At 59.4% G+C, this 13,996-nt stretch carries 13 protein-coding genes and 1 pseudogene; 9 read left to right on the top strand and 5 right to left on the bottom strand.

Translation table 11 applies throughout. From position 1 onward, the window contains the following. Positions 1–1,204 (bottom strand): annotated as a pseudogene (locus tag N4A58_RS07295) (hypothetical protein); the annotation flags it as partial. Between the two features lie 139 nt (positions 1,205–1,343). On the opposite strand from N4A58_RS07295, the gene N4A58_RS07300 reads away from it, so the two are divergent. Further along, entirely contained in the window at positions 1,344–2,021 is a 678-nt protein-coding gene (locus tag N4A58_RS07300) for a thiamine diphosphokinase (RefSeq protein ID WP_367176804.1), read from the top strand. A 1-nt stretch (position 2,022) separates the two neighbouring features. On the opposite strand, the gene N4A58_RS07305 is transcribed toward N4A58_RS07300, so the two are convergent. Beyond that, a complete protein-coding gene (locus tag N4A58_RS07305) occupies positions 2,023–2,940 on the bottom strand; it encodes a DMT family transporter (RefSeq protein ID WP_293708587.1) in 918 nt (305 codons plus the stop codon). 7 nt (positions 2,941–2,947) lie between these two features. After that, complete coding sequence (locus N4A58_RS07310) at positions 2,948–4,321, bottom strand: L-serine ammonia-lyase (protein WP_293708589.1); 1,374 nt, start codon at positions 4,319–4,321, stop codon at positions 2,948–2,950. Between the two features lie 397 nt (positions 4,322–4,718). On the opposite strand from N4A58_RS07310, the gene rpiA reads away from it, so the two are divergent. The 6 genes from rpiA (at position 4,719) to N4A58_RS07340 (ending at position 10,776) form a co-directional block, all read left to right on the top strand. Then, positions 4,719–5,501 (top strand): ribose-5-phosphate isomerase RpiA, encoded by a 783-nt coding sequence (gene rpiA / locus N4A58_RS07315; RefSeq protein WP_072707223.1) that lies wholly within the window; start codon positions 4,719–4,721, stop codon positions 5,499–5,501. 28 nt (positions 5,502–5,529) lie between these two features. Beyond that, complete coding sequence (gene gorA / locus N4A58_RS07320) at positions 5,530–6,888, top strand: glutathione-disulfide reductase (protein WP_293708594.1); 1,359 nt, start codon at positions 5,530–5,532, stop codon at positions 6,886–6,888. Between the two features lie 64 nt (positions 6,889–6,952). Continuing rightward, positions 6,953–8,113, top strand: coding sequence for an FtsH protease activity modulator HflK (hflK, locus tag N4A58_RS07325; protein ID WP_293708596.1), 1,161 nt, complete (start codon positions 6,953–6,955; stop codon positions 8,111–8,113). A 1-nt stretch (position 8,114) separates the two neighbouring features. Beyond that, the gene (hflC, locus tag N4A58_RS07330) at positions 8,115–9,002 is read left to right on the top strand and encodes a protease modulator HflC (RefSeq protein ID WP_293708598.1); all 888 of its coding nucleotides are present in this window, start codon (positions 8,115–8,117) and stop codon (positions 9,000–9,002) included. Beyond that, positions 9,002–9,199, top strand: a complete 198-nt coding sequence (locus N4A58_RS07335) for a DUF2065 domain-containing protein (protein WP_293708600.1) — start codon at positions 9,002–9,004, stop codon at positions 9,197–9,199. Before hflC ends, N4A58_RS07335 begins: the two co-directional genes overlap by 1 nt. Before the next feature lie 194 nt (positions 9,200–9,393). After that, positions 9,394–10,776: a DegQ family serine endoprotease gene (locus N4A58_RS07340; RefSeq protein WP_293709274.1), complete on the top strand. Its 1,383-nt coding sequence runs from the start codon at positions 9,394–9,396 to the stop codon at positions 10,774–10,776. Between the two features lie 62 nt (positions 10,777–10,838). Here N4A58_RS07340 and N4A58_RS07345 read toward each other — a convergent pair whose 3' ends face one another. After that, positions 10,839–11,402 carry a peptidoglycan-binding domain-containing protein gene (locus N4A58_RS07345; protein WP_293708602.1) on the bottom strand — a complete coding sequence of 188 codons (564 nt, stop codon included), beginning with the start codon at positions 11,400–11,402 and terminating at the stop codon, positions 10,839–10,841. A gap of 157 nt (positions 11,403–11,559) precedes the next feature. Between N4A58_RS07345 and N4A58_RS07350 the strand changes: the two genes are divergently transcribed. Beyond that, complete coding sequence (locus tag N4A58_RS07350; protein WP_072707211.1) at positions 11,560–11,883, top strand: 2Fe-2S iron-sulfur cluster-binding protein; 324 nt, start codon at positions 11,560–11,562, stop codon at positions 11,881–11,883. Beyond that, positions 11,883–12,626 carry a VCBS repeat-containing protein gene (locus N4A58_RS07355; protein ID WP_293708605.1) on the top strand — a complete coding sequence of 248 codons (744 nt, stop codon included), beginning with the start codon at positions 11,883–11,885 and terminating at the stop codon, positions 12,624–12,626. Before N4A58_RS07350 ends, N4A58_RS07355 begins: the two co-directional genes overlap by 1 nt. A gap of 78 nt (positions 12,627–12,704) precedes the next feature. On the opposite strand, the gene purD is transcribed toward N4A58_RS07355, so the two are convergent. After that, complete coding sequence (purD, locus tag N4A58_RS07360) at positions 12,705–13,973, bottom strand: phosphoribosylamine--glycine ligase (RefSeq protein ID WP_293708607.1); 1,269 nt, start codon at positions 13,971–13,973, stop codon at positions 12,705–12,707. Between the last annotated feature and the right edge of the window lie 23 nt (positions 13,974–13,996).

A 13,996-nucleotide genomic window follows, 5' to 3' on the forward strand; every position in this document is an offset into this window, starting at 1 on the left:
CAGCCTCAGCCTCAGCCTCAGCCTCAGCCTCAGCCTCAGCCTCAGCCTCAGCCTCAGCCTCAGCCTCAGCCTCAGCCTCAGCCTCAGCCTCAGCCTCAGCCTCAGCCTCAGCCTCAGCACGTGCGGCGGCTTCGGCTGCTGCAATGGCTTCTAGATCAAAGCTTGCGGGCAGGGTGAAAGTCGGGACCTCTTCGGCCTCTTCCTCAAAGTCGTCATCGGTGGCGATTTCTGCCACCTGCGGCTCGGCTTCGATTTCCTCTTCACTTTCGGGCTCTGCGGCCACCGCTTCTTCCGCTGCCGCGGCCGCTCCCGCTGCCGCTGCCGCTTCCGCTGCCGCTCCCGCTGCCGCTTCCGCTTCCGCTGCCGCTTCCGCTTCCGCTTCCGCTTCCGCTTCTTCGGCCAGCAGGTTCTCGACTGCGTCGGCGTTGGCGTCGTCATCTGTCTCGGCGGTCAGGTCGACTGGTTCGTCCTGAACTTCGGAAACCAGAACGTCTTCAATGGTCTCTTCCGGGGTATCTGCAGGTTCTTCGTGCTTGGCGGCAGGCTCGTCGATCTCCTCTGCTGCCATGACGGGGGTCGCGCTCATCACAGAGAGCGGTGCGTCGTCGCCAAGGTTCTCGTTGCTATCATCCAGGTCGCTGGCAGTTTCATTGTTCATCAGAGCGCGGATGCGGCGCAATTTGGCGGCAACGCTTGCGGCTTCTGCAGCCTCTGCGGCGCGGCTTTTCTGGTTTGCAATTTGCTCTTCGGTGAACGCGACGGGCGCAGCAGAGGGCTGCTTGTATTTGCGTGCCGGTTTGGCTTTGACAGGCGCAGGCTCTGGCACAGCTTCTGGTGTGACCGAGGGCTCGGGTTGCGGCTCTGGCTCGGCAGCCTTGGTGATGGGCGCTTCGGCTTGCGGCGCGGGGGCCGGAGCGGGCGCAGGTTGTTGCACCGGCGCGGCGATCTGGCTCTCTGCGCGCAGGACAATCCCGCCCTGTTCGGTGCGTGCTTCGACCCGGCGGGCGATTTCACGCTCCGCGATACGGGCCAACATATCTGCATCTGGTGTCGGGGGCTCTGCTCCGAAATACCGGTCCTCTGCGGCGAGATCCCGGAAATATTCGGCAATCGCCTTCATCGTGTCGAAAGACTCATCGAACCCCTCTAGGGTGCATGAGAACGTCCCATACGACACGGTGAGAATTTTGTTGTTGCCTACCATCTCTCGCTCGCTTCCTTTCGTTAGCAGAACTGTGAATACCACTTACAAAGTTGGGAAACGGATCAAAACAAAGGTCATTCCAGTATAAATCCGTGGCTCAAATGTGGCGAGTTTCTAAAAAAGATACAATAAAGGCATTATGGCAGTAATTGTTCAGTCTGACGAGCCAGTAGCGGTGATTGGAGGGGGTCGTGTGACCTCTGAGGACGTCGCTTGGGCCCGAAAATATGCAAAACGCTTAGTCGCGGCCGATGGGGGTGCGGATCAGGCGCTGGGATTAGGTTGGGTTCCTGACGCCGTGATCGGGGATTTCGATTCGGTTTCCGACGTGGCGCGCGAAAAAGTCGGGCCCAACAGGCTATTTCCAATATCAGAACAAGATAGCACGGATTTCGATAAATGTCTTCGGAACGTGGCGGCACCTATGATTCTGGGTCTCGGGTTCACGGGGCGACGACTTGACCACACGTTAGCGGCGTTCTCGACCCTGTGCGCACGGGCGAATGTGCTGTGCCTACTCTTGTCCGAAGAAGAGGTTATCTTTCTTTGCCCGCCTGAGTTGGCGTTGGATGTGCCAGAGGGGACGGCGTTTTCGCTGTACCCCATGGGGCCGGTGCAGGGTCGGTCGACTGGATTGGTTTGGCCGATTGATGGCATTCCAATGCAGACGGATGGGCGTGTTGGGACGTCAAATCGCGTCGATCAGGCTGGCCGGGTAGGCTTGACGATGGAAGGGCCGCGCATGCTGGTTATTTTGCCGCGCGGCTGTGCTGACGCTGCGGTTGCGGCGTTGAACCAGAGTACGCGTTGGCCATAGGTCAGCGCGGCGGCGTCGGTTTGTTCAGTTTCTGATCGCGGGCACGCTCGCGGGCAAAGACATATAGGCCAGACCCCACGATGATCGCGATCCCCAGCCACGTCAGACCGTTCGGCAATTCGTCAAAGATGAGGTAGCCCACGGCCGTCGCTGACACGATCTCGAGGTATTGCAGAGGCGCAATGGTTGCGGCAGGGGCGTGGCGCAACGCAAACGTGATCGAAATGTGGGAGATGGTCGCCATGACGCCGACGCCAAGCAGGGTCCATACCGCCAGCCCGTTGGGCCAGACGGGGTCCAGCGCTGCGATCCCGCTGCCGTCATAAAGCCAAAGCACGGGCGTGATTAGGACGGATGCTGCGACGGCGGTATGCAGCTGCGTGGTCACTGGATGCAATTTTTGCGACATCATGCGGGTCAGAATCATGTAGATCGCAAAGCAAAATGCAGTCCCCAGCGGGAACAGAGCAACCGGCCCGACATTGCTGAAGCTAGGTTGGATAATCAGAAGCGCCCCGCCAAAGCCGACCACACAGGCCACAATACGGCGCATGCCGACTTCCTCTTTCAGGAACAGTGCGCCGAGAAGTGTCAGGATAAATGGCTCAACAAAAAAGATTGAAATTGCGCTGGCCAGAGGCATCTCGCGGATCGCTGTAAAGAACATCCAAGTCGCGAGCAGAAGCGATCCCGCGCGCACGAAATGCATGCCCACAGAGCGTCGATCCGGCAGGGCAAAGTTCCCCATCAGCACCGCGAGCGGCGCCAGCAGCACAATCTGCAGCACGAAACGCGCCGTGATGATCTGCGCGGCCGGAATTTCGGCAGGTGTAGCCTTGGCAAAGGCATCCATGATGGGCGCCAAAAGGCAGAAGCCCACCATATACAGGATACCAAGAAGGGTGCGGTCGTTCGCCAATGACGTCTCAGCAGTTCGGGATATTGACAGCGAGGCCCCCAAGCGAGGTCTCTTTGTATTTCTCGCTCATGTCATGGCCCGTTTGGCGCATGGTTTCAATACAGGCGTCAAGCGGGACCAGATGCTTGCCGTCGCCGCGTAGGGACAGGCTGGCCGCGCTCACCGCCTTGATTGCGCCAAGGCCGTTGCGTTCAATGCAGGGCACCTGCACCAAGCCTTTGACCGGATCGCAGGTCATCCCGAGGTGGTGCTCCAGCGCGATTTCGGCCGCGTTTTCGATTTGCTCGGTCGTGCCGCCCATCACGGCGCACAGCCCCGCAGCCGCCATGGCGCTTGCGCTGCCAACCTCGGCCTGACAACCAGCTTCGGCTCCGCTGATGCTGGCGTTGAATTTCACCAAGCCGCCAATTGCAGCTGCGGTCAGCAGGAACTCGGGGATGCGCGTGCGCGTCGCGCCCGGCACGTGGTCCAGCCAATACCGTATGGTCGCGGGCAACACGCCTGCGGCGCCATTCGTTGGGGCTGTCACGACCTGACCGCCCGCCGCGTTCTCTTCGTTCACGGCCATGGCATAAGTGCTCATCCAGTCGTTGATCGTGTGCGGCGCGGTCAGGTTCATGCCGCGCTCGGCCATCAGTGCGTTGTAAATTCCCGCCGCGCGGCGACGCACATTCAGACCACCGGGCAGGATGCCTTCGTTTGCGAGGCCACGGTTGATACAGCCGTCCATCACCTGCCACAGGGCATCAAGGCCGCGATCTACCTCGGCATGGCTCCGGCGGGTCAACTCGTTCGCCTTCTTCATTTCGGCGATCGTTTTGCCGGACTTCGCGGCCATTTCCAGCATCTCGGCAGCGGACTTAAAGGGGTAGGGAACAGGGGCGCCCTCATCCTTGTCTGCACCATGCTCCAACTCGTCAGCCGTCAGGACAAATCCTCCGCCGATCGAATAGTAGGTCTCTTGAAGAATGACGTCGCCTTGTTTGTCGGTCGCCATCAGGATCATACCGTTCGCGTGGCCGGGCAAGTTTGGACCATAGTCGAATTTCAGGTCATCTTTAGGCGCAAAGACCATTTCGGGCAGGTCTGGTGGATTGATGCGGCCCCTTGTTTCGATCTCGGCCATAACCTCTGCGGCGCGTTCGGCGTCAAACTCGGCAGGGGTGAAACCGGCAAGGCCGAGAATGGTTGCGCGGTCTGTGTGGTGACCTACGCCTGTGAAAGCCAGAGATCCGTGAAGCGATGCTTTTAGACCATGAGCGGTAAAGGGCGCTGCCCGCAGCAATTCCAGAAAGCGGCCCGCAGCCACCATGGGGCCCATGGTGTGGGAAGATGAGGGGCCAACCCCGATCTTGAAGACATCAAAGACCGAAATAAACATGCATCCTCCAATCGGGCAAATCGCGCAGTCTGATCTCAGCATGACCCAGCGCGCAGAGCCAAACCGCTCTAAATACGACCGTCCCAAGTGGGATGGCGTCACGCCTTCATAGCTTGGCCCAAACCCCGTCAAAATCGCAGCGTCGGCAACTCCGCTCTTGCGGTTTCGGACGATGCGCTACGCTGTGCCCGCTTCTTTTTGCTGAAAATACTCAAGCCGCAGTCGCCGACGCCCTTGGTGATGTGAAAGAAGAAGGTGCTGTCAAACCAGCGAAAGCAGCGCGTCAGTCTCGCCTGATACTTCGAATTATCTATGAAACGCTGCGGAAAGCGGCCTTCGCACTCGCGAAGCAGGGGGAACCATTCTATAAGCAGGACAAACAGTATGGAGTCTGTCGATGACCGGAGAACTTTCGCCTATTGATAAGGCAAAATTCGTCGCGGCCAAACGAGCGGTTGAGTTTGTAGAAGATGGTATGCGTGTGGGGCTCGGAACCGGCAGTACGGCAGCCTGGATGGTGCGATGCCTCGGGGAGCTTGTCCGCGAACATGGCCTGCGGGTGACAGGCATTCCGACATCGACACGCACCGCAGAACTGGCCCGTAATGTGGGGATCAAGGTCGTTTCTCTGGACGAGGCGAAGTGGCTGGATCTGACCATCGACGGCGCAGACGAATTCGACGGCGATCTGAACCTGATCAAAGGCGGTGGTGGAGCGCTTCTGCAGGAAAAGATTGTGGCGACGGCCAGCGACCAGATGGTTGTGATCGCGGACGCGGCCAAGGGGGTTGATACCCTGGGCGCTTTCCCATTGCCGGTCGAGGTTATCCCCTTTGGCTGGCAAACCAGCAAAGCCCTGATCGAAGAGATGGTCGCGAGCCTTGATGTGATGGGCAGCCAGACCGCGCTACGCATGAATGGGGATACGCCCTATATCACCGACGAAGGCAATTACATCATTGATTTGCATCTGAAACGCATAGGAAATGCGCGTCAGCTCGCAATGGTGTTGAATCAGGTGCCTGGTGTGGTTGAAAACGGGCTGTTCATTGATATCTGCGATCGGGTGGTCATCGGATACGGCGACGGTCGTGTCGAAACCCGGGACATTAACAACGGCACCGTCGAAGAGTCGCTGATCGAGTTTGTCGAGTCCGACAACCTCTTTCGCGACATTTGAGCAGGCGCCGACAGAGAGAGAGTAAGAGATGGATTTCGACTACGATCTGTTCGTGATCGGCGGCGGGTCGGGCGGCGTGCGCGCTGCTCGTGTCGCTGCGGGCGAAGCAGGGGCCAAGGTTGGTCTGGCAGAAGGCGACCGCTACGGCGGCACTTGTGTGATCCGCGGCTGCGTGCCCAAGAAGCTGATGGTGTTCGCAAGCGAATATAGCGGCATGGCGGATGAGGCCGAGGCCTATGGCTGGACGGCCAGCGTCACCGACTTCGACTGGGGTACCTTCAAGGGCAAGCTGAACGCAGAACTTGATCGTCTCGAAGGCGTCTATCGTAAATTGCTGGCTGGCTCTGGCGTCGACACCTTTGACCAGCGCGCGCGGATCGCAGATGCACATACGGTCGAACTGGCTGACGGCACCAAAAAGACCGCCAAAACAATTCTGATCGCCACCGGCGGCACGCCCATGCGCCCCGACATTCCGGGTGCAGAACTGGGGATCGTGTCGGACGACATCTTCCATCTGGATGAGCTGCCCAAGAAGATGCTGATCGTCGGCGGCGGCTACATTGCTTGTGAGTTTGCCTGCATCATGAACGGCCTTGGCGTCGAAGTGACCCAGTACTATCGCGGTGCGCAGATCCTGCGCGGCTTTGACGACGAAGCGCGCGGACTGATCGCGGACGAGATGGTCGCCAACGGCATCAAGCTGCACACCGGCACCAACGTGTTGGAGATGAAAGAAGAGAACGGCCAGATTTGGACCAAAGCGACCAACGGCGACACCAACACCTATGACAAGGTGATGTTCGCGACTGGCCGTCTGCCCGCAACCACCAATATGGGTCTCGAAGAGGTCGGCATCGAACTCGGCCGCTCGAACGAAGTGATCGTGGACAAGTACAGCCAGACCGCTGTGCCCTCGATCTACGCAATTGGCGACGCGACCAACCGCGTTAACCTGACACCCGTTGCGATCCGCGAAGGTATGGCCTTTGTCGAGACGGTGTTCAAAGGCAACAAAACCGCTGTTGATCACGACCTGATCCCAAGCGCTGTCTTTACCCAGCCCGAGATGGGCACCGTCGGTTTGAGCGAAGAGGCCGCAGCGGCGCAGGAACCGATCGAAGTCTATGTGACATCGTTCCGCCCGATGCAGACCGCCTTTGCGGGCAGTCAGGCGCGTGTTCTCATGAAGTTGATTGTCAGTCAGGAAACCCGCAAGGTGCTGGGGTGCCATATCGTCGCGCCCGGGGCAGGCGAAATGATCCAACTTGCGGGGATCGCCGTTAAAATGGGTGCAACCAAAGAGGACTTTGATCGTGTGTGCGCCGTCCACCCGACCATGTCCGAAGAACTTGTGACCATGCGGAATCCAACCCGCACGGCTTGAATTCTCAGGCTTTGCCCTCACCTTAAGGCAAAGCCTAACAGAAAAACGAAAGGGAAGAGGCTATATGGCTGGAAACGGGAGCGGCCCCTGGGGCGGCGGAGGCTCTGGTGGCGGTGGCAACCGCGGATCGAACGGAGGGGGCGGCGATAACAATGGCCAGCGTCCTCCTAAGGGCAATGACCAAATCCCCGAAATCGATGAACTGGTGAAGAAAGGCCAAGAGCAACTGCGCGTCCTGATGGGCGGTCGCGGTGGCAGCGGTGGCTCGACTGGTGGTGGAAACGGCGGCGGCGGACCAAGCTTCGGTCGTGGCACCATCGGACTAGGCGTATTGGCCGCGATCGCCCTGTGGGCGTTCGGCAGCTTCTACACCGTCAAACCCGAAGAGCAGTCGGTAGAGCTGTTCCTTGGTGAATATTACAGCACCGGTAATCCGGGTCTGAACTTCGCGCCTTGGCCGCTGGTGACTGCGGAAGTCATCAATGTGACCTCGGAACGGACCGAAGACGTGGGCGTCTCGCGCGGCGGCAATGGCAATGGCCTGATGCTGACCACGGACGCAAACATCGTGGATATCGACTTTCAGGTCGTCTGGAACATCAACGATCCCGCGAAATTGCTATTCAACATCCGTGATCCCCAGCTGACTGTTCAGGCTGTGTCTGAGTCGGTCATGCGTGAAATCATCGCGGCCTCGACCCTCGCGCCAATTCTGAACCGTGACCGTGGTCTGATTGCCGATACCGCAATGCAGAACATCCAAGCGACGCTGGACGAATATGACAGCGGCATCAGCGTTGTGCGTGTGAACCTTGATCGTGCAGACCCGCCGAGCGAAGTGATTGACGCCTTCCGCGAAGTGCAGGCTGCTGAGCAAGAGCGTGATCGTCTGCAGCGTCAGGCCGATGCTTATGCAAACCGTGTTCTGGCGGAAGCCCGCGGTGAAGCGGCTCAGACCCTTGAAGAGGCCGAAGGCTACCGTGCGCGCGTTGTAAACGACGCCTTAGGTGAAGCATCGCGCTTTAGCGCTGTTTTGGCCGAATATGAGAAGGCGCCCGAAGTGACCCGCCGCCGTCTCTATATCGAGACGATGGAAAAGGTCCTTGGCAGTGTCGACAAGACCATCCTCGACGAGGCGCTGGTGAGCGGAGAAAACGGCAGCAGTGTCGTGCCTTATCTGCCGCTGAATGAACTGAATCGAAACAGCTCGCAGGGAGGTAACTAAGATGCGTAAATCAGCCATCATCCTGCCCGCCATCGTCGTCGTTGTCGCGGTCATTCTGTCCTCGCTCTATGTGGTCGACGAACGCGAGAAGGCGCTCGTCCTGCAGTTCGGCCAGATCAAAGCGGTCAAGGAAGAGCCCGGCCTCGCAATCAAGATTCCGCTGATCCAAGACGTTGTGAAATATGACGATCGCATCCTGTCTCTGGACACCGATGTGATCGAGGTCACGCCGTCGGATGATCGTCGTTTGGTCGTTGACGCATTCGCGCGCTACCGCATCGCCGATGTTGTGCAGTTCCGTCAAGCCGTTGGTGTGGGGGGCATTCGTGCCGCCGAAGACCGCCTGAGCTCGATCTTGAACGCGCAGATCCGCGAAGTTCTGGGTGCTGATCAGGTGACTTCGGACACCATCCTGTCCGAAGAGCGTGGTTCGCTGATGCTGCGCATTCGGGACAACGCCCGTGTCCAAGCGCGTAGTTTGGGTCTGGACGTGGTAGACGTGCGCCTGAAGCAGACCAACCTGCCGATGCAGAACCTCGAGGCGACTTTTGCCCGTATGCGTGCTGAGCGTGAACGCGAAGCGGCGGACGAAATCGCTCGCGGTAACGAAGCGGCGCAGCGTGTTCGTGCAACCGCAGATCGTACCGTGGTAGAAACGCTGTCCGAGGCAGAGCGCGAAGCGCAAATCGTTCGCGGTGAAGCCGATGCGCAGCGAAACAACGTGTTCGCCGAAGCCTTTGGCGCTGACCCAGAGTTCTTTGCCTTCTACCGGTCTTTGCAGGCCTATGAGAACGCCCTTCAGGGTGGCAACAGCAGCATGGTGATGACTCCGAACAGCCAGTTCTTTGACTACCTGAAGAACGACACCCCAGAGGCCGAGGCCAATTGATGCAAACTGCCATTCTGGCCATAGGGCTGGTTCTGGTGATCGAGGGGCTGGCCTATGCGCTGGCCCCTTCGCTTATTGAGCGTATGCTCGAAGCCATGAGGCAGCTGTCGACAGAAGACCGCCGGATGATAGGTTTGGCGGCGATGGCGGTGGGCGTTGCACTGGTCGCAATAACGTTCGAGGCCTTGCCGCATTGAAGTTTCAACGCATCACATCGTCTTGAGATAATCTTACCGGCCTTTGTGTTGCGTTAACGCGACCCTAGGTGTTCAACAATGCACACGGCTCGTGTTCCAGAAGGAGACCCCAATTGAATTCCCAGACTCAGACGATTGTACGCCGCAGCACGACTTCGGCTCGGATGGTTGTCATGGCGGGGCTGGTCGCGGTTATGACGATGGCCCAAGGTCTAGCGACCACCGTCAAAGCGGCCCCCGATAGCTTTGCCGATCTTGCCGAGCAAGTCAGCCCTGCGGTGGTGAACATCACCACGTCGACCATGGTCGAGGTCAATACCGGCCCCGGTCCTCAGGTGCCCGAAGGTTCGCCCTTCGAAGACTTTTTCCGCCAGTTCCAGAACCCGAACGGTCCCCAGCAGCCGCGTCGTAGCTCGGCCCTCGGGTCTGGCTTCGTGATCAGCGAAGACGGCTTTGTGGTGACCAATAACCACGTGATCGAAAACGCAGACGAGATCATGATCGAATTCACCAGTGGCAAGAATTTGGCCGCAGAGGTGATTGGCACTGATCCCAAAACCGATATTGCCCTTCTGAAGGTAGAAGCCGAAGAGCCACTGCCGTTTGTGCCCTTTGGTGATAGCGACACCGCCCGCGTCGGCGACTGGGTGCTGGCCGTCGGTAACCCGCTGGGGCAGGGCTTCTCTGTGTCGGCTGGTATCGTCTCGGCCCGCAATCGCGAACTGTCGGGCAGCTATGATGACTACATCCAGACCGACGCTGCGATTAATCGCGGTAACTCCGGTGGCCCGCTGTTCAACATGACCGGTGAAGTCGTTGGTGTGAACACCGCGATTCTTTCGCCCAACGGTGGCTCGATCGGCATTGGTTTCTCGATGGCATCCAACGTCGTGTCCAAAGTGGTCGATCAGCTGCAAGAGTTTGGCGAAACCCGCCGTGGCTGGCTGGGAGTCCGCATTCAGGACGTGACGCCTGATGTGGCCGAAGCGATGGGCCTCGAAGAGGCTAAGGGCGCTCTGGTCACCGACGTACCTCCGGGTCCTGCCGAGGATGCAGGCATTCTGGCAGGCGATGTGATCACCAGCTTTGACGGTGTCGAAGTCGAAGACACCCGTAGCTTGGTCCGTCAGGTCGGCGATACCCCCGATGGCAAAGCAGTCCGCGTGGTCGTGTTCCGCGAAGGCAAGAGCCAGACCATTCTGGTGACGTTGGGCCGCCGCGAAACAGCCGAGGGCAGCGAAGCTACCGCACCTGCGGAAATGGCTGAACCGTCGAGCGCCGAAGTGCTAGGCATGAGCCTGTCGGAATTGACCGACGAAGTACGCTCGGAACTGGAACTGCCGCCCGCAAGCAAAGGCCTGGTCATCACAGAGGTCGCGGAAGATAGCGAAGCCTATGAAAAGGGTCTGCGCGCAGGCGACGTCATCACTGAGGCTGGCCAGCAGCCGATCGAAGCGATCGATGATCTGCAAACCCGCATCGAGGAAACCCGCGATGCCGGCCGCAAGTCGCTGCTCTTGCTGATCCGCCGCATGGGCGAGCCACGCTTTGTCGCGCTGACCGTCGAACAGGACTAATCCGGTCTAAGTCAAAAAAACAGGGAGGAGGGCGCGTACTTCGGTCGCGCCCTTTTTTTCGTTTACAGGGCTGACGGTCGCGTCTCGGCAACGCCGAATTCTTCTCGGCCATAGGCGACAAGCCCCAGTTGCCGCGCAGCGCGCATACTCAGGACATCGCTGTCCAGCCCGAAATCCCGTTGAAATGACTGGATGGCCCGCTTGGTTCGAATGTCTAGAACCCCATCAGGGTTTCCCCGCAAATAGCCCCGCAATTCCAGCGCCCGTTGCAGCGATGCGATGAAGTCTGGGGTCAAATCCTTTTCGCAAGGTGTCTCGAACCACTGCTCTCCGCGGTCCTGCACAATCTCTTGCCGCGTGGTGGTGCGATAGACGGGCGGCTGGGGGGTGCCATCGGGCAAAGTGCTGGCCGGTGCCACAAGGATATCTTCGGTCACAGTCTCAATGACGGCCGGAGTGAACTCGACTCCCCAGCAGGTTCCGGGGGCTGCCCCCGCCGGACCATCACTGTGATACCCGATGCTGTCGGGCTCGGACAGGTAAGCTGTTGTAATCACTCCGCCGCCGCAGCCTTGGACCAGCATCGCGAGTCCCAGCGAAAACAGCTGTAAATTTAACCTTGTCACCACTCTTCCTCGACCGTGTGTTCACCGGTTTTCAGGCAAAGATACCTTGAAACAATGACTTGGCCTAGTCCAGTGATCCTGCGCCGATTTTCCTACTGGCGAGACCCGTCTTCATTGTCTAGGTACTAAAGAGGACTTGAAAGGGAAGACCAGCAAGATGGCGAAAATTACATACATCGAGCATAACGGCACACAGCACGTGGTCGATGTGGCGAATGGCCTGACCGTGATGGAAGGCGCGCGCGACAACGGCATTCCGGGGATCGAGGCAGACTGCGGCGGGGCTTGCGCGTGCTCGACCTGCCACGTTTACGTTGCCCCCGACTGGGTTGAAAAGCTGCCTGCAAAAGACCCGATGGAAGAAGACATGCTGGACTTCGCCTATGAGCCCGATCCTGCACGCTCGCGTTTGACCTGCCAGATCAAGGTGTCTGACGCGCTTGACGGTCTTGTTGTGCAAATGCCCGAGAAGCAAATCTGATGCTGCGCTCGGTCACACTGGCTCTGGCCCTTGGGGCATCGCCGGCACTGGCCGAGACAATCACGTGGGCGGGCTATGACGGCCCGACCACGCGCTATGATCATGAGGTCCTTGGCGATCCGGTCGAATACACCAAGCTGATCGTGCGCACGGACGAGGATCGCGAATTCTCGCTCGAATGGGCCAAGCAAATCGTGTTTGAGGACACAGAGCCGCTCATCGTTGATCTCGACAACGACGGCAGCGCCGAACTTCTGACTGTCGAAAGCCACGAAGAACTGGGTTCGCGCCTTGCGATTTACGGCATTTCAACGGGCACCCTGTCGATGCTGATCGCGACCCCCTTTATCGGCAGAAAGCACCGCTGGCTCGCGAAAATCGGCGCAGAAGATCTGGATGGCGACGGCAACATGGAAATTGCCTATATCGACCGCCCGCATTTGGACAAAACCCTGCGCATCTACCGCTATACGCGGATCGAACATTCAAAGACCGAGAGCACGGTGCGTCTGACGCCCATCGCGGACCAAGATGGCCTGACCAACCACCAGATCGGGTGGCCTTATATCGTTGGTGGCATCCGCACATGCGAAGGGGACGGCACGCCCGAGATCATCACTGCAAATGGCGACTGGAGCCAAGTCATTGCGACCACTTTGGTCGATGGTGAACTCAAATCGCGCCGTCTTGCGAAATACGAAGACCCCCAAACGATTCAGAGCGCGCTTTCCTGCGCGCCCTGATCTTCATCTCGGCAAAAATACCCCGGGGGTGAATTGGCCTCGGCCCGAGGCCAAGAGGGGGCAGCGCCCCCATCCCGCTCAACGCTGCAGCTGACGCCAGCCGATATCACGGCGGCAGAAGCCTTCGGGCCATTCCACCCGATCTACCATAGCATAGGCACGATCGCGCGCTTCTTGCAGGCTCTCGCCACGCGCAGTCACGTTCAATACTCGGCCACCGGTAGCCAAGACTTTACCGCCCTCGGCTTTGGTGCCCGCGTGGAAGACGACATTCATACTGTCGTTCTCGATTGCGTCTAGGCCTTTGATCTCGGTGCCCTTGACGTAGCTGCCGGGATAGCACTCGGCGGCCATGACAACGGTCATCGCGTGATCGTCAGCCCAGTTCACGGTGACTTCGGAGAGGCGGCTCTCGGCACAGGCTTGGATGAGGTCCAGCGCCTGAGCGCCAAGGCGCAGCATCAGCACCTGACATTCGGGATCGCCAAAGCGGACGTTGTATTCCACCAGACGGGGCTGGCCGTCTTCGATCATCAGGCCCACATACAGAACGCCTGAATAGGGTGTGCCGCGACGGGCCATCTCAGCCATGGTCGGTCGAACGATCTCTTCCAGCGCTTTGTCGGTCACGGACGCGTCCATGATCGGGGCAGGGGAGTAAGCGCCCATGCCGCCGGTGTTGGGGCCGGTGTCACCTTCGCCAACGCGCTTGTGGTCTTGGGCGGTGCCAACGGGCAAGACGTCTTCGCCATCGACCAATACAAAGAAGCTGGCCTCTTCGCCGGTCATGAATTCTTCGATCACGACCTCAGCGCCAGCCGCACCGAATGCGCCGCCGAACATGTCGTCAATCGCTGCCAGCGCTTCGTCGACTTCCATCGCGACGATCACGCCTTTGCCCGCGGCCAGACCGTCGGCCTTGACCACGATGGGCGCGCCTTGCTCGCGGATATAGGCTTTGGCAGGCTCGGCATCGGTAAAGCGAGCATAGGCAGCTGTGGGCGCGCCAACTGCGTCACAGATTTCCTTGGTAAAGCTTTTCGAGGCTTCCAGACGGGCCGCTGCGGCGTTGGGGCCGAACACGGGGATTTGCGCCTCGCGCAGGCGGTCCGCGACGCCAGCGGCCAGCGGGGCCTCGGGGCCGATGATGACCAGATCAATGGCCTCGGCTTCAGCGAACTGCACGACCGCTGCGGGGTCCTCGGCGTTCAGGGTGGCGCAGGTGGCGATCTGTGCGATGCCCGCGTTGCCGGGGGCAACGATCAGTTTATCGCACTTGGGATTCTGCGACACGGCCCACGCCAGCGCATGTTCGCGGCCACCGCCGCCAAGGATCAGGATGTTCATGGGCTACTCCCGCTTGGGTTTTC

Source organism: Donghicola sp. (genome assembly GCF_025210255.1).
Lineage (GTDB): Bacteria > Pseudomonadota > Alphaproteobacteria > Rhodobacterales > Rhodobacteraceae > Donghicola > Donghicola eburneus.

Bases quoted from the DNA above. Each gene is read 5' to 3' on its own strand.
- N4A58_RS07300 (WP_367176804.1), top strand. From the start codon at position 1,344: ATGGCAGTAATTGTTCAGTCTGACGAGCCAGTAGCGGTGATTGGAGGG.
- N4A58_RS07310 (WP_293708589.1), bottom strand. From the start codon at position 4,321: ATGTTTATTTCGGTCTTTGATGTCTTCAAGATCGGGGTTGGCCCCTCA.
- rpiA (WP_072707223.1), top strand. From the start codon at position 4,719: ATGACCGGAGAACTTTCGCCTATTGATAAGGCAAAATTCGTCGCGGCC.
- gorA (WP_293708594.1), top strand. From the start codon at position 5,530: ATGGATTTCGACTACGATCTGTTCGTGATCGGCGGCGGGTCGGGCGGC.
- hflK (WP_293708596.1), top strand. From the start codon at position 6,953: ATGGCTGGAAACGGGAGCGGCCCCTGGGGCGGCGGAGGCTCTGGTGGC.
- hflC (WP_293708598.1), top strand. From the start codon at position 8,115: ATGCGTAAATCAGCCATCATCCTGCCCGCCATCGTCGTCGTTGTCGCG.
- N4A58_RS07335 (WP_293708600.1), top strand. From the start codon at position 9,002: ATGCAAACTGCCATTCTGGCCATAGGGCTGGTTCTGGTGATCGAGGGG.
- N4A58_RS07340 (WP_293709274.1), top strand. From the start codon at position 9,394: ATGACGATGGCCCAAGGTCTAGCGACCACCGTCAAAGCGGCCCCCGAT.
- N4A58_RS07350 (WP_072707211.1), top strand. From the start codon at position 11,560: ATGGCGAAAATTACATACATCGAGCATAACGGCACACAGCACGTGGTC.
- N4A58_RS07355 (WP_293708605.1), top strand. From the start codon at position 11,883: ATGCTGCGCTCGGTCACACTGGCTCTGGCCCTTGGGGCATCGCCGGCA.
- purD (WP_293708607.1), bottom strand. From the start codon at position 13,973: ATGAACATCCTGATCCTTGGCGGCGGTGGCCGCGAACATGCGCTGGCG.